The sequence below is a fragment of the Demequina iriomotensis genome, assembly GCF_000971395.1.
Classification (GTDB): domain Bacteria; phylum Actinomycetota; class Actinomycetes; order Actinomycetales; family Demequinaceae; genus Demequina; species Demequina iriomotensis.
The window spans coordinates 1-17,477 of sequence record NZ_BBME01000019.1 but is presented as its reverse complement, the minus strand read 5'-3'; the positions used below and the strand labels follow the sequence as shown (position 1 = coordinate 17,477).

Below are 17,477 nucleotides of genomic sequence, written 5' to 3'. Positions count from 1 at the left end.
GCATGGCAGATCGGCCCGACCCCGCGGAGCACGAGGGTGCGCGTCACGGCGACGGCAGCGCCGACTACGTGCCGCTGTGGCTGCGCGTGTCGGCCGCGTGGTCCTGGCGCCTCATCGTCGTCGGGATCATCGCGTGGATCCTGTTCACGGGATTCACCAGCTTCGCGTCGATCGTCCTGCCGCTCGCCATCGCGATGCTCATCGCGGCGCCGCTCGAGCAGGCCGTGAGCCGGCTCCAGAAGTGGGGGGTCCCGCGCGCGCTCGGGGCGGCGCTCGCGATCATCGCGCTCGTCACGGTGGTGCTCGGGCTGATCTTCGCGGCCGGCAGCTCGATCGTCGCGGGCTTCGGCGACCTCCAGGAGGCCGCGGTCAAGGGCTTCGACCAGTTCCTCGACTGGCTGGTCGACGGCCCGATCCACATGTCGCGGGAGCAGATCGACGAGATCCTGGGCAACGCCACCAAGACCGTCCAGGACAACGCCTGGGGCGTGGCCACCGGCGCGTTCTCCGTGACCGGCACCATCGGGTCGCTGTTCGCCGGGTCGATCGTCGCGCTGTTCTCGCTCTTCTTCTTCATGAAGGACGGGCGCCGGCTGTGGCTGTGGTTCGTCGGGCTCGTGCCGGCGTCGCGCGGCGAGCGCGTCGACCACGCCGGCATGACGGCGTGGCTCACGCTGCGCCGCTACACCGAGACGAGCGTCTTCGTGGCGTTCATCGACGCGGTGGGCATCGGCACCGGCGCGTGGGTGCTCGGCCTGCCGCTGGCCTTCCCGATCGCGATCTTCGTCTTCCTGCTGTCCTTCATCCCGCTGTTCGGCGCTACGCTGTCCGGCGCGATCGCGGTGCTCGTCGCGCTGTTCGACGGCGGGTGGCCCACCGCGCTGTGGATGCTCGCGATCGTGCTCCTGGTGCAGCAGATCGAGGGCAACGTGCTGTACCCGTGGCTGTTCGGCAAGGCCGCGTCGCTGCATCCGCTCGTCATCCTCCTGACCGTGTCGATCGGCACGCTCATGCTCGGCCTCATCGGCGCCGTCATCGCCGTGCCCATCGTGTCCTTCGTCTACGCGTTCGGGCGATCCCTCCATGCGCAGATGACGGCGGAGCCGGAGGCCGACACGGATACCGGGGCGGTGCTCACCGAGCATCCCCGGGAGGCGCTCAAGCGCGCGCGCGAGGTCATCGCCAAGACCGGCGAGATCCGCGTGCGCCGCCGCCACCCCGAGGGCCACGACGACGACCACGGCGACGATGCGCCGCACGCCTGAGAGCCGCACGCGCCTACACTCCTGAGGTGCGCTGCGCCTACTACGACTCCGGGGTGTGCCGCTCGTGCACGCTGATCGAGACGCCCCACGAGGCGCAGATCGCGGACAAGCAGGCCCACCTCGCGGGGCTGATCGCGGACGCGGTCCGTGAGCGCGCGGACGGCATCGACTGGCTCGAGCCTCTGGTCAGCCCGGAGCAGGGGTTCCGCACCAAGGCGAAGATGGTGGTCGGCGGCACGAGCGATGCGCCCACCATCGGCATCCTCGACGCGGAGGGCCGCGGCGTCGACCTCCGCGAGTGCCCGCTGTACCCGAAGCCGCTCGCCGCATCGTTCCCGGTCCTTGCGGACTTCATCCATGTCGCCCGCCTCGAGCCCTACGACGTCCCGGCGCGGCGCGGCGAGCTCAAGCACGTCATCGTCACGCTGGCGCCCGACGGCTCGCTCATGGCGCGCCTGGTGATGCGCTCGACCGAGGGACTCGCGCGCATCCGCAAGCACCTCCCGTGGCTGCTCGAGCGGCTGCCCGCGCTCGCGGTGGTGACGGTCAACGTGCTTCCCGAGCACAAGGCGGTGCTCGAGGGCGAGCGCGAGATCGTCCTCACCGAGCGCGCGTCCCTCGCGATGGCGATGGGCGACGTGGTGCTCCACCTGCGCCCGCAGAGCTTCTTCCAGACCAACACCGCGGTCGCGCGCGAGCTCTACGCCCAGGTCGCGGGCTGGGTGGACGATGCGGCGCCGGCCGCCGTCTGGGACCTCTACTGCGGCGTGGGCGGCTTCGCGCTGCACTGCGTGGCGCCGGGCCGGACCGTGGTCGGCGTCGAGATCAGCGAACAGGCGATCGAGAGCGCGCGGCTCAGCGTCGAGGAGCTGGCGGTCGCGGGCAGGACCGGGGTCGACGATGCGGCGTTCGTCGCCGCGGACGCGACCGCCTGGGCGCTCGCGCAGGAGCTCGTCCCCGACGTCGTGATCGTCAACCCGCCCCGCCGCGGCATCGGCCCGGAGCTCGCGGCCTGGCTCGAGCGGTTCGACGTGGGCACCGTGGTGTACTCGAGCTGCAACGCCGTCACGCTCGCGCGCGACCTCGAGGCCATGCCGTCGCTGCGGCCCGTGCGCGGCCGCCTGCTCGACATGTTCCCGCACACCTCGCACTACGAGGCCTTGGTGCTGCTCCAGCGAGGGTGACGGTGCCCGACCTCATCGACGACCTCGAGCCCGGCGCGCGGTACTACTCCGGAGGCTGATGCCTCGCGCGTGCGGTCGGCTCAGCCGCTGAAGGGCTCCGCCGCGAGCACCTTGACGGCGATCTCCTTGCCGTTGGGCGCGACGTAGGACGTCTCGTCGCCGGCCTGGTGGCCGAGCAGCGCGGCGCCCAGGGGCGACTCGGCGCTGAACACGTCGAGGTCGGTGCCCTCGGCGATCTCGCGCGAGCCCACGAGGAACTTCATCTCGCGGCCCATGACCTCGGCGGTCACCACGGTGCCGGCGGCGATGGTGCCGGAGAACTGGGCCTCGCCCACCTGGGCGGTCTCGAGCTTGCGTCGCAGCTCCTGGATGCGGGCCTCCATCTTGGCCTGCTCGTCGCGGGCCGCGTGGTAGCCGCCGTTCTCCTTGAGGTCGCCCTCCTGGCGGCGCTCGTCGATCTCCTTGGCGATCTCGACGCGCCCGACGTTCACCAGGTGGTCGTACTCGGCCTGGAGGCGGTCGAACGCCTCCTGGGTCAGCCAGGTTCCGGTGGTCTCGGTCACGGTTCATCCTCCTCGGGTGACAAGGTGAGCCACCTTATCAAGCGGCTGCAAGCGTGCCCAAGCCGGTCGCGCCTGGGTCGCCGGGCGTCAGTCCACCGGCTCGCAGTACTGGACCTGGCCCGTGTTCGCCTCCTCGGTGGTGACCAGGGTGGTCTCGAGACGCTGCTGCGCGCCGTCGGCGTACGCGACGCGCTGGGTGGTGACGCCGACCTCGGTGAAGCGCGTGTTGAGCGCGCGCAGGGTGCAGTCGACGTCGACCTCGTCGTAGAGGTACACCTCGTAGGTCACGGTGATCTCGGTGGGGGAGACGACCGAGAAGCCGACGTCCTTCCACCGCACGGCCTCGTGCGACGCGACGAACGCGTACCACGCCGTGACCGCGACGAGCGCGGTGATGCCCGCGATGACCAGCGTCCAGGCGCGCGTGGTGAGGCGCGGCAGCGCTCCGGTGCCCTCGTCGGGTTCTGGGGTGCTCATGATGAGGCAGGATAGTCCGGTCAGAGAGGTGGACATGGATTCCGACTTCACCGGCGGCCCGGGCTTCCTCGCCTTCGTCGCCACGTTCGCGATGGTCGCCGCGGCCATCCTGCTGTTCCGATCGCTGGGCAAGCACCTGCGCAAGGTCCGTACCCAGGACGCGCGGGACGCGCGCGCCGCCGAGGCGGCGGTGGACGATGCGCCCGACGGGGCCGACGCATCGTCCCCCGAGGACGCGTCAGGCGACGCGGAAGGCGGCGAGGGAGGCGGCGACGAAGTGACAGGCGAAGCCGGCGATCGTTAGCGCGTGGAAGATCTCGTGGAAGCCGAAGTAGCGCGTTGAGCCGCGGGGCCACTTGGTCCCGTAGATGATCGCGCCCACGGTGTAGCACAGGCCGCCGACGATGATGAGGGTGACGACGGCGGCGCCGCCGGCCTCGTAGAACGGCTTGATGAAGCCGATCGCGACCCAGCCGAGCGCGATGTAGATCGGCACGTACATCCACCGCGGCGCGCCGAGCCACAGCACACGGAACAGCAGGCCGAGCAGGGCGCCGCCCCAGACGACGCCGAGCACCCACACGCTCGTGGGCGGTTCGAGCAGCAGCACCGTGAGCGGCGTGTAGGTGCCCGCGATGATGAGGAAGATGTTCGCGTGGTCCATGCGGCGCAGCACCGCGCGCGTGGTGTCCGACCAGTCGCCGCGGTGGTAGATCGCGGACGTGCCGAACAGCATCACCGCCGTCAGCGTGAAGATCGCGAACGACACGCGTCCGGCGAGCGTGGGTGCGATCGCCGTGAGGATCAGCCCTGCGATGAGGGCGAGCGGCGCGGCGCCCAGATGCAGCCAACCGCGCATGAGGGGCTTACCAGGCACGGGGAGGTTCTCGACCATGAACCTACGATACCGTAGGTTATGCGGCCGGGGTACGGTTGACCCAGCCTCTGCCGGTGAGCGAGAACGGATGTCGATGGGCCTGAGCGCGCTCCTGTACGGGACCTATGAGAAGCGCCTCGCGCGCGAGCTCAAGCGCACCGGCGCCCCGCCGCGCCACATCGGCGTCATCCTCGACGGCAACCGCCGCTGGGCCCGCCAGGCCGGCGCCTCGGCCTCCCACGGGCACCAGCGCGGCGCCGACAAGATCACCGAGGTGCTCGAGTGGTCGCAGGACGCGGGCGTCGAGGTGGTGACGCTGTGGATGCTGTCGACCGACAACCTCGAGCGCGATCCCCAGGAGCTCGCGCCGCTGCTCGAGATCATCGCGACCGCCATCGAGCGGCTCGCCGACGACGGCCGGTGGCGGCTCCGGCACGTGGGCGACGCGTCGCTGCTGCCCGACGGCACGGCCGCGCGCGTGGCCGCCGCGGTCGACCGCTCCGCGGGCGCGACGGGGCTGCACGTCAACGTGGCCGTAGGCTACGGCGGCCGGCACGAGATCGCCGAGGCGGTGCGCAGCTTCCTCAAGGCGGGCGTCGAGGCGGGGCATTCGCTCGAGGAGGTCGCGGAGAGCTTCTCGGTGGAGCACATCGCGGACCACCTCTACACCAAAGGTCAGCCCGATCCCGACCTGGTGATCCGCACCTCGGGCGAGCAGCGGCTGGGCGGCTTCCTCCTGTGGCAGAGCGCCCACTCGGAGTTCTACTTCTGCGAGGTCTACTGGCCGGACTTCCGGCGCATCGACTTCCTGCGCGCGCTGCGCGACTTCTCGCAGCGCGAGCGCCGGCTCGGGCGGTAGCCCGCGCATCGTCCCGGCGACGGCTCCCGGCGTGTCGCGCGCGACACGCCGCACGGCGCCCGTGCGGGGGTCGCGACGATGCGATGCGGCGCCGGGGGCGTCGTCCCTGGATGCCGCCGCCGCGGCGGTGAAAAGGGACACGCCCGAGCGCGGGAGGCGAGTTACATCTATGTGAATTCTGCCCGGCGCGCCTCCCTGACCTGGTGTCAACAGGCGTAGCGTCGGCCTCGTGGGAACACAACGCCGTCACATCCGGGAGATGTCGACGTAACCAATCGCCGCAGGGCGACTGGCGCCCTGCGGCCCGACCGCTGGGAGCCCTGTTGACCACCTTGCCTCGCTCCGTCCCCGCCACCGCGACCGAGAACGCCGACTCCACGGCGGTCCGCACCTTCGTGCTGGACACCTCGGTCCTCCTCTCGGATCCGCGTGCCATGAAGCGCTTCGCGGAGCACGCGGTGGTGCTGCCCGTGGTCGTCATCACGGAGCTCGAGGCGAAACGGCACCACCCCGAGCTCGGCTACTTCGCGCGCTCCGCGCTGCGGATGCTCGACGACCTCCGCGTGCTGCACGGCAAGCTCGACGAGCCGGTCGACGTCAACGAGGTTGGCGGCACGCTGCGCGTCGAGCTCAACCACACCGACACCGAGGTGCTGCCGTCCGGGTTCCGCCTGGGCGACAACGACACCCGCATCCTCGCGGTCGCGGCGAACCTCGCCGCCGAGGGGGAGTCCGTGGTGGTGGTCTCGAAGGACCTGCCGATGCGCGTCAAGGCCTCGGCGCTCGGCATCGAGGCGGAGGAGTACCGCGCCGAGCTGGCGGTCGAGTCCGGCTGGACCGGCATGCGCGAGATCCAGATCAGCGACGAGCAGATGGCGTCGCTGTGGGAGCACGAGTCCCTCACGGCGCCCGACCCGGCGCTGTCCGGGGAGGACCTCGCCTCGCTGCCGGTGCACACGGGCCTGGTGATCCACGGGGCGCGGGGCAGCGCGCTCGGCCGCGTCACGGAGGACGGCTCGGTGCGGCTCGTGCGCGGCGACCAGGAGGTCTTCGGGGTCCACGGGCGCTCCGCCGAGCAGCGGATCGCGATCGACCTGCTGCTCGACGAGTCCGTGGGCATCGTCTCCATGGGAGGCCGCGCCGGCACCGGCAAGAGCGCGCTCGCGCTGTGCGCCGGCCTCGAGGCCGTCATGGAGCGCCGCCAGCACAAGAAGATCATGGTGTTCCGGCCGCTGTACGCGGTGGGCGGCCAGGACCTCGGGTACCTGCCCGGCGACGCGGGCGAGAAGATGAACCCGTGGGCGCAGGCGGTCTTCGACACGCTCGGCGCGATGGTGAGCTCCGAGGTGGTCGAGGAGGTCATGGCCCGCGGGATGCTCGAGGTGCTGCCGCTCACGCACATCCGCGGGCGCTCGCTTCACGACGCGTTCGTGATCGTGGACGAGGCGCAGTCGCTCGAGCGCAACGTGCTGCTCACGATGCTGAGCCGCATCGGCCAGGACTCGCGCGTGGTCCTCACGCACGACGTCGCGCAGCGCGACAACCTGCGCGTCGGCCGTCACGACGGCATCGCGGCGGTCATCGAGGCGCTCAAGGGTCACCCGCTCTTCGCGCACGTCACCCTCGAGCGCTCCGAGCGCTCGGCGGTGGCGGCCCTGGTGACCGACATGCTGGAGCGGCTCGACCTCTAGCCGACGCCCGCGCCGGATGCGACGATGCCCGGCTCCCCTGGGCGACCAGGGGAGCCGGGCATCGTGCTGCCGGTGGGGTGCTACTCGGCGGTCTTGCCCTCGAGAGCCGTCTCGAGCAGCGGCACCATGCCGTCGATCGTGTAGAGGATCGACGAGGGCGAGTTGGCGAAGAACGCGCCCTCGAGGACCGTGTCGGTGAGCCACACGTTGCCGTTGGTCTCGGTCGCGTTGAGCGACGCGAACAGCGGCAGCGCCTCGAGCTCGTCCTTGGCCTCGGGCGTGGTCGCGACCTGCCACACGACGGAGTCGAGGTCGCCGAGCGTCGTGTCGAGCTGCTCCGCGCTGATCTGCAGCCACGCGGCGTCCGTGCCCTCGACCGCGGTCACGTCGAGGCCGACGTTGGCGAGGAACTGGTTGCGGGTGTCCGAGGCGGCGTAGACGAACGCCTGACCCTCGTAGAAGCCGCCCACCTGCGAGGTGAGGCCCTCCCACTCGGGGTGCGCGTCGCGGACCTCGGCGAACGCGCCGTCGAGCTCCTCGATGATCGACGCAGCCTCGTCCTCGGTGCCCGTCGCCTGCGCGAGGAGCGAGAGCTCGTCCGCGAGCGTGACGCCCCACTCGACGGTCTCGGCGCCGTCGGAGCCGGTCGCCGGGCGGGTCACCACGGGGGCGATGCCCGAGAGGAGGTCGTACTCCTCCTGCGTCATCGTGTGGTTGGGGTAAGTCGCGATGATGAGGTCCGGCTCGAAGGACGCGATGAGCTCGGCATCGTACGTGGTGGTTCCCGGCTCGAAGGTCTCGGGGGCGTCGCCGGCGGCGTTCATGTCGGCCTCGGCCCACGGGCCGGTGCCGTTCTCGTAGCCCTGCCAGCTCACGGGCACGGCGACGGGCGCGACGCCGAGCGCGTAGAGGTACTCGTGCTCGTGCGAGCCGAGCGTGACCACGCGCTGCGGCTCGGACTCGACGGTGACCTCGCCCATCGCGGTGTCAAGGGTGACGGGGAACGCCGCGTCGGCGGCGACGGCGGTCGGCTCCGCGGAGGCGGACTCCGTGGCCTCGTCCTCCGAGGCGCTCGACGAGCAGGCGGCGAGCGTGAGGGCCGCGACCGCGGCGAGGCCGATGACGCCTGCGCGTCGCTGGGTGGTGGTGTGCATGCTGGTCCTTTCGTGGGGATCAGTGGGGGGCTGGTGGTGGTCGGCCGCGCCGGGCGCGACCTGCTGGGACGTCGGTGCGGGGCGGGCGCTCATCGCGCTCCGCCGGGGCCGTGCGCGGGCACCACCATGGGGGTGCCGGTCACGGGGTCGGTGAGGACGCGCGCCTCGAGGGAGAACACGTCGCGGATGAGGTCCTCGGTGAACACCTCGGCGGGGGCGCCTGCCGCCGCGACCACGCCGTCGCGCATCGCGATCACGTGGTGGGCGTAGCGGGCCGCCTGGTGGAGGTCGTGGACCACCATGACGATGGTGCGGCCCTGCCGCTCGTTGAGGTGGTGGAGCAGGTCCATCACGTCGTACTGGTGCGCGATGTCCAGGTACGTCGTCGGCTCGTCCAGGATCATCAGCGGGGTGTCCTGCGCGAGCGTCATCGCGATCCAGGCGCGCTGGCGCTGGCCGCCGGAGAGCTCGTCGACCACGGCGTCCTGGATGCTCGTGAGCGCCGTCGAGTGCAGCGCCGAGGTCACCGCCATCTCGTCCTCGGCGCTCCAGGGGCGCAGCACCTTCTGGTGCGGCGTGCGGCCGCGCGCGACCAGCTCCTTCACCGTGATGCCCGCGGGGGCGACGGGGGACTGCGGCAGCAGCCCCACCCGGCGCGCGACCTCGCGCGTGTGGATGCGGTGGATGTCCTCGCCGTCGAGCAGCACGGTGCCGCTCGAGGGGGACAGGAGGCGCACCAGCGCACGCAGCAGCGTCGACTTGCCGCAGCCGTTCGGGCCGACGATCGCCGTGATCCGGCCGTCCGGGATCTGCACGTCGACGCCGTGGACGATGGTGGTGTCGCCGTAGCCGATCACCGCCTGCCGGGTCTCGAGCCGAGTCATGACTGACCTCCTCGCGAGGCTCGCCACACGAGCCACATCAGGTACGGCGCGCCCACGGCGGCCGTGAAGACGCCGACGGGCAGCTGAAGCGTCGCGGGCATCGCCTGCGCCACCTGGTCGGAGGCCAGCAGCAGCAGGGCGCCCATGAGCGCGGACGGGATGAGGGTGACGCCGGCGTTGCGCGTGAGGCGCAGCGCGATCGCCGGCGCGACGAGCGCGATGAACCCGATGGGACCCGTCACCGCGACGGCGCCCGCGGCCAGCAGCACCGAGCAGGCCGCGAGGGTTCCGCGCGCCGCGGTGACGCGGACGCCCAGGGCGCGCGCCGCATCGTCGCCCATCTCCATGGTGCGCAGCGCGCCCGTGTTCCACAGCACGATGGGCATCAGCACCGCGAGCATCACCGCGCACGCCTCGACGTGGGTCCACGTGCGGCCCGTCACCGAGCCGACCAGCCACCCGAGCGCGTTGCCGGCGTCGTGGACGTCCATGCGGGTGATCGCGTACTGCGTCACGGCCTGCATGACGAAGCCGATGCCGATGCCCGCGAGGATCATGCGCAAGGGCACGATGCCGCGCCGCCAGGACAGGATCAGGATGAGCGCCGAGGTGAGGAGCGCGCCGGCCACCGCCCCCGCCGCGGTGACCCAGAGGGACGAGGCGCCGACGAGCCAGAGGGTGAGGACCGCGCCGGCGCCGGCGCCCATGCTGATGCCGATGAAGTCGGGCGAGGCGAGCGGGTTCCGCGTGAGCGACTGCAGGATCGCGCCCGAGACGCCGAGCATCATCCCGACGAGGATCGCGGTGAGCGCCCGCGGTGCGCGGACCTGCCCGACGATGAAGTCGCCGGGCGAGCCGATCGAGATCCCGACCATGCCCTTGAGCGAGTCGAGGATCGTGAGGTTCGACTGCCCGTGCGCCATGGCGTACACGAGCAGCGCGGCGAGGGCCGCGAGCATGAGGAGGCCCACCGCGAAGGTGCGGCGGTGGGTGGTGATCCCCAGCGGACCGATGCGGAGGATCCTCACAGCTCGACCACCTTCATGCGCCGGGCCATGAGCGCGAAGATGAGTCCTCCGATGAACGCGGTGGTGATGCCGACGCCGATCTCGCCCGGGGGGGCGACGACGCGACCGATGACGTCGCACACGAGCACGAGCGCCGCGCCCCCGAACGCGCTCACGACGAGCAGCGACGGCAGCGAGGCCCCGACGAGCGCGCGCGCGAGGTGCGGCACCGCGAGGCCGACGAAGATGATGGGGCCGGCGGCGGCGGTCGCGGCCGCCGCGAGGAGCGTGACCAGCACGATGACGACGGCCCGGATGGCGCCGATGTTCACGCCGAGCGCGCGCGCGGCGTCCTCGCCGAGCGCGACGGCCTCGAGCTGACGCGACGCGATGAGCGCGGCGGCGATCGCGACGAGCACGATGGGGATGAGGGGCATGACGTCGTCGAGGTCGCGCCCCGTGAGGGAGCCGGCCACCCACATGCGGTACTGGTCCAGCGTCGCCTCGTCGACCATGAGGATCGCGTAGGTGATCGACGAGATGAGCGAGGTCAGGGCGACCCCGGCGAGCGCGAGGCGCACCGGCGCCCCCGCGGCGGCCCCTCGCGCGCCGATGGCGTAGACCAGGATCGCGGCGAGCCCGGCGCCCACGAAGGCGATGGGCACCTGGGCCGCGAACCCCGTAGCGAGGCCCGTGCTGAGCGCGACGACCACCGCGAGCGACGCGCCGGCGTTGATGCCCAGCAGGCCCGGATCGGCGAACGGGTTGCGCGTGAGGGACTGCATGAGCGCGCCGGCGACGCCGAGCGCCGCGCCCGCGAGCATGCCGATGACGCTGCGCGAGACCCGCAGGTCGCTCACGATGAGCTGCTCGGGGTCGCTCGGGTCGAGGTCGACGAGGGCCTGCCACACCGTGCCGAGGTCGATCGATCGTGCGCCGATCGCGAGCGAGAGCGCGACCGCGATCACCAACGCCGCGACGGCGCCGATCGCGACCAGGGCACGCGTGCGCATCGGTCTCCTCAGGCTGGGGTGCGCGCACGCCGAGGTGCGCGGTAAGGCCCGCCTAACCTAGCGCATTCGAGGGTGATTAGGAAACGTGAGGGTTCCCTAAATCCGCCCGCACCGGGGGCGGGCGGTCAGCCGTGCGTCGAGCCGTTGTCGATCTCGGTGACCGGGCAGGCGTCGTCCGGCACGGCGACGTCGATGCCGTAAAGCGCGCGGATCGCCTCGAGGTACTGCGTCGCCTCGCCCGCCTGGGCGTGCTCGCGCGCCCGGACCGTCGGCGTGTGGAGCAGCGTCTTCGCGAAGCGGCGCAGGGCGGCCTCGGTCTCGTCGGCGCGGTCGATCGCGTCCTGCGGGGCGCCCGCGCCGGGCCGGATGCGCGCGACCTCACGCTCGAGCAGGCCGAAGACGTGCTCGCGCAGCGCGACCACGGCGGGGTCGAGCGAACGCGCGGCCTCGCCGTCGCCGAACCGGGCGACCGCGTGCGCGACGATCGAGCGCGCCGCCTCGATCGCGCCGACGGACTCGCCGGGTGCGGAGGCGCCCACGTCGTCGAGACCGACCACGGTCACGCCGCGCAGCTCGCCCACGCCGGGGGCGATGTCGCGATGCAGCGCGAGGTCGATGAGCGTGAGCGGCGTGTCGAGGCCATGGCGCGCCGACGCGACCAGCGCGGGCGTCACCACCACGGACTCGCCGCCCGAGCAGGCGAACACCACGTCGGCCTGGCGGATCGCGAGCTCGAGCCCGTCGAGGTCGACCGCCTCGAGGCCGTGACGCAGCGCGAACTCCTGCGCGCGCCCCGACGGGGAGAAGACCGTGTCGACGCGCGCGCCGCGCCCATGGAGCGTGCCCACGGCGGTCTCGGCGAGCGCCCCGGTGCCGATGAGCATCACGCGGGCGCCGTCCCAGTCGACGGAGGCGTCGGCGAGGTCGAGCGCGACCGACACGACGGAACGGCCGGACGTGCCCAGCCCCGTCGACGCGGCGACCACGCGCGAGGTGCGCAGCGCGGACTGGAACAGGCGGTCGAGCCGAGGGCTGATCTCCTGGCGCTTCTGCGCCTCGATGTGCGCGCGGCGCACCTGGCCGCTGATCTCGCGCTCGCCGACGACCATGGACTCGAGGCCCGAGGTCACCGCCAGCAGGTGCTGGATCGCATCGTCGTCCTCGAACGGGGTGAGCGCCTGGGCGACCGTGACGGGGTCCAGCGCGCTCGCGTGCGCGATCGCGTCGACGATGGCCTCGCGGGCCGCCTCGGGATCCTCCGTCTCGACGTAGACCTCGAAGCGGTTGCACGTCGGCAGCACCACGGCGCCGGCCACGGGACCGCCCTGCGCGACCAGGCGCGCGGCGAGCGAGTCCGCGCCGACCTGGAGCTGCTCGAGCACGGCGAGCTCGCGGTTGCGGTGCGAGGCGACGAGGGACAGGAACGACACGGCCTCAATTCTGACACGGGACCACGACAGGGCAGAATCGTGAGCATGCCCGTCCTGCCCGACCCCCACCCGCTCTCCACCGGCATCGTCGCCGACGCCCCCCTCCTGGCCGCGCTGCGCGGCGACCGTCCCGCGCATCGTCCGGTGTGGTTCATGCGGCAGGCCGGCCGCTCGCTGCCGGAGTACCTCGAGGTGCGCAAGGGCACCACGATGCTCGAGTCGTGCCTCGACCCCGCGCTCGCGGCGGAGATCACGCTCCAGCCCGTGCGCCGCTACGGCGTCGACGCCGGCATCTTCTTCTCCGACATCGTGGTGCCGATGAAGGTGGCGGGCGTGGGCGTGGAGATCGCGCCCGGCGTCGGGCCCGTGTTCGCGCGCCCGATCCGCGCGATGGAGGACGTCGAGGCGCTGCCGGCGCTGGGGGAGCCCGGCGACGGCGGCACGTTCGACTCGGGACTCGACGCGATCCGCGAGGCGGTACGCCTCACCGTCAACCAGCTCGGTTCGACGCCGCTCATCGGCTTCGCCGGTGCGCCGTTCACGCTCGCCGCCTACATGGTCGAGGGGCGCCCCTCGCGCGACCACCTGGGCGCGCGCCGCCTCATGATCGAGGCCCCCGAGGTGTGGGACGCGCTCACCGCGTGGACCTCGCGCGCCGCGGGCCTGTTCCTGCGCGCGCAGGTGCTCGCGGGCGCCTCGGCCGTGCAGCTCTTCGACTCGTGGGCGGGCTCGCTCGCCCCGGCGGACTACGTCGCGCACTGCCAGGCGGGCTCGGCGGCCGCGCTCGCGGCCGTCGCGGACCTGCCGGTCCCGCGCATCCACTTCGCCGCGCACGGCTCGCACCTGCTGCGTCCCATGGCCGACGCCGGCGCGACCGCGATGGGCGTCGACTACCGCCTGCCGCTCGACGAGGCGAACCGCATCCTCGACGGCGCCTTCCCGCTCCAGGGCAACATCGACCCCGCGCGCCTCACGGCTCCGGCCGCTGTGCTCGAGGCGCACGTCCTCGACGTCCTCGCGCGCGGCTCCGAGGCGCCCGGCCACGTGGTCAACCTCGGCCACGGCGTGCCCCCGGAGACGGACCCCGACGTGCTCCACCGCATCGTCGATCTGGTCCACGCGCGTGGCTGAGCGCGTCCTCGTCGTCGGCGGGGGCGTCGCGGGGCTGCTCGCGGCGCGCCGTCACGCGCGGCGCGGCGCCGTCGTCACCGTCCTCGAGGCGGGGGACGGCTGGGGCGGCCGCGTGAGCGCGCTGTCCCTCGCGGGGCTGCAGCTCGACGCGGGCGCCGAGTCCTTCGCGACGCGCACGCCTCACGTCGAGGCGCTCGCGCGCGAGCTCGGGCTGGGCCCGGACATCGTCGCGCCGACGCGCGCACCCGCCTGGGTGGTCGGCCCCGACCGCTCCTACCCGCTGCCCACCACGGGTTGGCTGGGCATCCCCACGCGCCCGCTCCACCACGAGGTGCGGCGGATCATCGGCTGGGGCGCCGCCGCGGACGCCGCGCTCGAGCGCTCGCGGCCGCTGGGCGAGGTGGCGGACGATGCGACGGTCGGGTCGCTCGTCCGGTCGCGGCTGGGCGAGCGCGTCGCGGACATGCTCGTCGCGCCCGTCCTGACGGGCGTGTACTCGCGGCCGCTCGACGAGCTGCCCCTCGCGGCGATCGATCCGACGCTGCCGCGCCAGCTGCGCGAGGCGGGCAGCCTGCTCGCGCTCGCGGAGCGCCGCCGCCGCCTCGCCCCGGCGGGTGCCGCGGTGATGGGGCTGCGCGGCGGGATCTGGCGGCTCACGGCCGCGCTCGCGGACTCGGCGCGCGAAGCCGGCGTCCGCCTCGTGGCCGCCACGCGGGCGGAGTCGGCGGAGCACGTCGACGGTGCGTGGCGCGTGCGCGCGGGCGGAGGCACGCTCGTCGCGGACACGCTGGTGCTCGCGGTGCCGCGGCCCGCGGCGCGCTCGCTGGTGCCGGAGCTCCCCGAGGCGCCGCCGGAGCGCCGCGTCGCGCTCGCGACGCTGGTGCTGCGGGCCCCCGAGCTCGACGCGTCCCCGCGCGGCACCGGCGTGCTCGCGCTCGGCGGCGTCACCCGTGCCAAGGCGCTCACGCATGCGACCGCGAAGTGGCCGTGGCTGCGCGACGCGGCCGGCGGCCGGCACATCGTCCGCCTGTCCTACGCCGTCGCCGACCCGGCCGAGGACCTCCTCGCCCACGCCCTGCCCGACGCCAACCGGCTGCTCGGCGTGGACCTCCCGCAGTCGCGCGTGCTCGCCTCGACCCTGGTCGAGTGGCTCGACGCGTCGCCCGCGGCGGTCGCGGATCGCCGCCCGCTCGCGGGGCTCGAGCTCGTCGGCTCGGCGGCGGGGCTGTCGGGCCTCGCGGCGATCGTGGGCGCCGAGACACCCGGGACCTAGGACCTATCGGTTTCCCTTCTGGGACCGATCCATCGTTAGATGGAGGGCATGACCGAGAACCCCTCAGGCTTCACCCTGTTCGCCGTCCTCGACGGCATGCTCCACGCCCCCGACGAAGAGCTGGCGGAGGTGGTCGAGCACTTCGACGCCGCCGTCGCCGAGATGGCGGATCACGACGTGGTCCTGCGCGGCATCTACGACGTGTCGGGCCTGCGCGCCGACGGCACCGTGATGCTGTGGCTGCACGGCCCCGTCCTCGAGGACCTCCAGCTCGCGCTGCGCGAGCTGCGCGCGACCGAGCTGCTCGCCGAGACCCAGCTCACCTGGTCCGCCGCGGGCGTGCACCGCGACGCCGAGTTCAACAAGCGCCACGTGCCCGGCTTCCTGCGGGGCGAACGTCCGCGCAACTGGCTCACGGTGTACCCGTTCGTGCGCTCGTACGAGTGGTACCTGCTGCCGGAGGAGGAGCGCTCGCAGATGCTGCGCGACCACGGCATCAAGGGCGCCGCGTTCAAGGACGTGGTCGCCAACACCGTCGCCGCGTTCGCGCTCGGCGACTACGAGTGGCTGCTGCCCATGGAGGCCGACGAGGTCACGGACCTGGTCGACATGATGCGCGAGCTGCGCTACACCGAGGCCCGTCGCCACGTCCGCGAGGAGCTCCCGTTCTACACCGGCCGCCGCGTCACCACCGCGGAGGCCGTGGAGGTGCTCGCGTCGTGACCGCCGCATCGTCGCTTCCCCCGCTCGCCGCATCGTCCCGCGTCCTCGACGCGACCACCTACGACGCGATCCTCCTCGCCGGCTTCGGCGGACCCGAGGGCCAGGACGACGTGATCCCGTACCTGCGCAACGTCACGCGCGGTCGCGGCATCCCCGACGAGCGCCTCGAGGAGGTGTCGCACCACTACCGGCACTTCGGCGGCATCAGCCCGATCAACGAGCAGAACCGCGACCTCAAGGCCGCGCTCGAGGCGGAGATCGCCTCGCGCGGGCTCGGCCTCCCCGTCTACTGGGGCAACCGGTTCTGGGCGCCGTACTTCTCCGACGCGCTCCGGGAGATCCACGCCGACGGGCACCGCCGCGTCCTCGTGCTCGTCACCACCGCGTTCTCGAGCTACTCGGGCTGCCGTGCGTACCGCGAGGACCTCGCGACCGCGCTCGCGGAGACGGGCCTCGAGGGCGTGCTCGAGCTCGACAAGGTGCGTCAGTACTTCGACCACCCCGGGTTCGTGGACCCCAACGTCGACGCGGTGCGCGCGGGTCTCGCCTCGCTGCGCGACCAGGGCCTGCTCGACGGCGCGCACGTGATGTTCGCGACGCACTCCATCCCGACGGCCGCGGCCGACGTGTCCGGACCGCGCGAGGCGCTGCCGTCCGGTGCTCCCGTGCCGACGGGCGGTGAGAACGAGTGGTACGCGGGCGGCGGCTGGTACGTCGAGCAGCAGCGGGCCGTCTCGGCGCTCGTCATGGACCGCGTGGCGGACGAGTTCCCCGGCGTGCCGTGGTCGCTGGTGTTCCAGTCGCGGTCGGGCTCGCCCGAGATCCCGTGGCTCGAGCCCGACATCAACGATGCGATCGAGGCGCTCGACCCGGACGTGAAGGGGCTCGTGATCTCGCCCATCGGCTTCGTGTCCGACCACATGGAGGTCGCCTGGGACCTCGACAACGAGGCCGTGGAGACGTGCGAGGAGCGGGGCATCGTCCCCGTGCGCGTGCCCACGGTGGGCGTGGACCCCGCGTTCGTCGCGGGGCTGGTCGACCTGGTCGAGGAGCGGCACGTCGCGCCCGGCGGCACGCCGCGCTCGCGCGAGGCGCTCACCGGGCTGGGCCCGTGGCAGGACGTGTGCCCCACGGACTGCTGCCTGGGCCGCGCGGCGAAGGCGACCATCGCCTCCTGCTGACCACTCCTCTGTCCCCACCTCTGACAGTGCCAACGGAACTCGCGGCGCCACGCCGCGGGCGCGGGCACGATGCGCTTCCTTGCACGGCGTGTCGGGTCCGGATCCGTTGGCACTGTCAGTTCCGGGGCTTCGCTTATAACGCAACGACGGTGTTGCATTAATCGCTCGTGGCCGTCTACAGTGGCGGCCATGACGATGACCCGTGAGGCACTCACCGACGTCGCCGCGATCGCCGGCGCCGCGCCGCTGTCGCAGGTGCGCCTGGCGACCACCCACGGTCACGCGGTGGTGGTGGGGGAGCACCCGCACGGCGCGATGTGCGTGGACGGCTTCCGCCAGCTCATGGCCGCGTGGGTCGAGGGCTGCGAGCCGCACGTCGAGTCGGTCGACTTCGTGGGCGCCACGTACGCCGGCGGCATGCTCACGTGCGGCGGGATGCGCTACTTCGCCACGCGCCTGAGCGCCCAGGAGACGGCGGCGTGCCTGCGCGAGCGAGGGGACTGGCCCGAGGAGGCGCACGCCGTGGTGCGCGAGGACCTGCTGCTCGACGTGAGCGTGGTCCAGGTGCTCTCCGCCGAGCTGGACGAGGACGCGCTCGAGGCGGCCGCGCGCGACGCGCAGGCGGCGTGCCTGGTGGAGGAGCTGTGCCGCGAGGTGTCCGCGGCGTAAGGACCTCCTCCCGGCACTGGGACGGTCGGCGAGGACGGAAGAAGGGCCCCGGGGAGCACCCCGGGGCCCTTCGGCGTCCCCGCCCCACCCTCCACG

The 17,477-nt window shown here is 72.8% G+C and carries 18 protein-coding genes; 10 read left to right on the top strand and 8 right to left on the bottom strand.

The features are described 5' to 3' along the window. The first annotated feature begins 2 nt into the window (after positions 1-2). Positions 3-1,265, top strand: a complete 1,263-nt coding sequence (locus tag AOM09_RS12975; protein ID WP_062389301.1) for an AI-2E family transporter — start codon at positions 3-5, stop codon at positions 1,263-1,265. Between the two features lie 26 nt (positions 1,266-1,291). Next, positions 1,292-2,449, top strand: coding sequence for a 23S rRNA (uracil(747)-C(5))-methyltransferase RlmC (rlmC, locus tag AOM09_RS12970; RefSeq protein WP_062389298.1), 1,158 nt, complete (start codon positions 1,292-1,294; stop codon positions 2,447-2,449). A gap of 80 nt (positions 2,450-2,529) precedes the next feature. Here the strand turns inward: rlmC and greA are convergent, their stop codons facing one another. Further along, positions 2,530-3,012: a transcription elongation factor GreA gene (gene greA, locus AOM09_RS12965; protein WP_062389295.1), complete on the bottom strand. Its 483-nt coding sequence runs from the start codon at positions 3,010-3,012 to the stop codon at positions 2,530-2,532. 87 nt (positions 3,013-3,099) lie between these two features. Beyond that, positions 3,100-3,489, bottom strand: a complete 390-nt coding sequence (locus AOM09_RS12960; RefSeq protein WP_169747665.1) for a DUF4307 domain-containing protein — start codon at positions 3,487-3,489, stop codon at positions 3,100-3,102. 34 nt (positions 3,490-3,523) lie between these two features. On the opposite strand from AOM09_RS12960, the gene AOM09_RS15260 reads away from it, so the two are divergent. Further along, positions 3,524-3,793, top strand: a complete 270-nt coding sequence (locus AOM09_RS15260) for a hypothetical protein (RefSeq protein ID WP_062389290.1) — start codon at positions 3,524-3,526, stop codon at positions 3,791-3,793. On the opposite strand, the gene trhA is transcribed toward AOM09_RS15260, so the two are convergent. Then, on the bottom strand, positions 3,728-4,384 hold the full coding sequence (gene trhA / locus AOM09_RS12950) for a PAQR family membrane homeostasis protein TrhA (RefSeq protein ID WP_062389287.1): 657 nt from the start codon (positions 4,382-4,384) through the stop codon (positions 3,728-3,730). The two genes, AOM09_RS15260 and trhA, sit on opposite strands and share 66 nt — an antisense overlap. Before the next feature lie 76 nt (positions 4,385-4,460). Between trhA and AOM09_RS12945 the strand changes: the two genes are divergently transcribed. Beyond that, positions 4,461-5,225 (top strand): isoprenyl transferase, encoded by a 765-nt coding sequence (locus AOM09_RS12945; protein ID WP_062389458.1) that lies wholly within the window; start codon positions 4,461-4,463, stop codon positions 5,223-5,225. A gap of 434 nt (positions 5,226-5,659) precedes the next feature. Further along, entirely contained in the window at positions 5,660-6,916 is a 1,257-nt protein-coding gene (gene phoH2, locus AOM09_RS12940; RefSeq protein WP_439645000.1) for an RNA 5'-3' helicase PhoH2, read from the top strand. 80 nt (positions 6,917-6,996) lie between these two features. On the opposite strand, the gene AOM09_RS12935 is transcribed toward phoH2, so the two are convergent. The 5 genes from AOM09_RS12935 to AOM09_RS12915 all read right to left on the bottom strand — a co-directional run bounded on the left by AOM09_RS12935 (position 6,997) and on the right by AOM09_RS12915 (position 12,404). Continuing rightward, a complete protein-coding gene (locus tag AOM09_RS12935; protein ID WP_062389282.1) occupies positions 6,997-8,070 on the bottom strand; it encodes an ABC transporter substrate-binding protein in 1,074 nt (357 codons plus the stop codon). Between the two features lie 89 nt (positions 8,071-8,159). After that, positions 8,160-8,954: an ABC transporter ATP-binding protein gene (locus AOM09_RS12930; protein WP_062389280.1), complete on the bottom strand. Its 795-nt coding sequence runs from the start codon at positions 8,952-8,954 to the stop codon at positions 8,160-8,162. Next, positions 8,951-9,982, bottom strand: a complete 1,032-nt coding sequence (locus AOM09_RS12925; protein ID WP_062389277.1) for a FecCD family ABC transporter permease — start codon at positions 9,980-9,982, stop codon at positions 8,951-8,953. Before AOM09_RS12925 ends, AOM09_RS12930 begins: the two co-directional genes overlap by 4 nt. After that, the gene (locus AOM09_RS12920) at positions 9,979-10,974 is read right to left on the bottom strand and encodes a FecCD family ABC transporter permease (RefSeq protein ID WP_062389275.1); all 996 of its coding nucleotides are present in this window, start codon (positions 10,972-10,974) and stop codon (positions 9,979-9,981) included. Before AOM09_RS12920 ends, AOM09_RS12925 begins: the two co-directional genes overlap by 4 nt. 125 nt (positions 10,975-11,099) lie before the next feature. Continuing rightward, positions 11,100-12,404: a glutamyl-tRNA reductase gene (locus tag AOM09_RS12915; protein WP_062389273.1), complete on the bottom strand. Its 1,305-nt coding sequence runs from the start codon at positions 12,402-12,404 to the stop codon at positions 11,100-11,102. Positions 12,405-12,449: 45 nt separating this feature from the next. Between AOM09_RS12915 and hemE the strand changes: the two genes are divergently transcribed. The 5 genes from hemE to AOM09_RS12890 all read left to right on the top strand — a co-directional run bounded on the left by hemE (position 12,450) and on the right by AOM09_RS12890 (position 17,381). Further along, a complete protein-coding gene (hemE, locus tag AOM09_RS12910; RefSeq protein ID WP_062389271.1) occupies positions 12,450-13,535 on the top strand; it encodes a uroporphyrinogen decarboxylase in 1,086 nt (361 codons plus the stop codon). Beyond that, positions 13,528-14,808: a protoporphyrinogen/coproporphyrinogen oxidase gene (locus AOM09_RS12905; protein WP_062389268.1), complete on the top strand. Its 1,281-nt coding sequence runs from the start codon at positions 13,528-13,530 to the stop codon at positions 14,806-14,808. The genes hemE and AOM09_RS12905 overlap by 8 nt, the downstream gene beginning before the upstream one ends. A 48-nt stretch (positions 14,809-14,856) precedes the next feature. After that, a complete protein-coding gene (gene hemQ, locus AOM09_RS12900) occupies positions 14,857-15,531 on the top strand; it encodes a hydrogen peroxide-dependent heme synthase (protein ID WP_228375144.1) in 675 nt (224 codons plus the stop codon). Further along, entirely contained in the window at positions 15,528-16,712 is a 1,185-nt protein-coding gene (locus AOM09_RS12895) for a ferrochelatase (RefSeq protein WP_062389264.1), read from the top strand. The genes hemQ and AOM09_RS12895 overlap by 4 nt, the downstream gene beginning before the upstream one ends. Positions 16,713-16,901: 189 nt before the next feature. Further along, positions 16,902-17,381, top strand: a complete 480-nt coding sequence (locus AOM09_RS12890; protein ID WP_156162368.1) for a hypothetical protein — start codon at positions 16,902-16,904, stop codon at positions 17,379-17,381. Positions 17,382-17,477 lie beyond the last annotated feature (96 nt).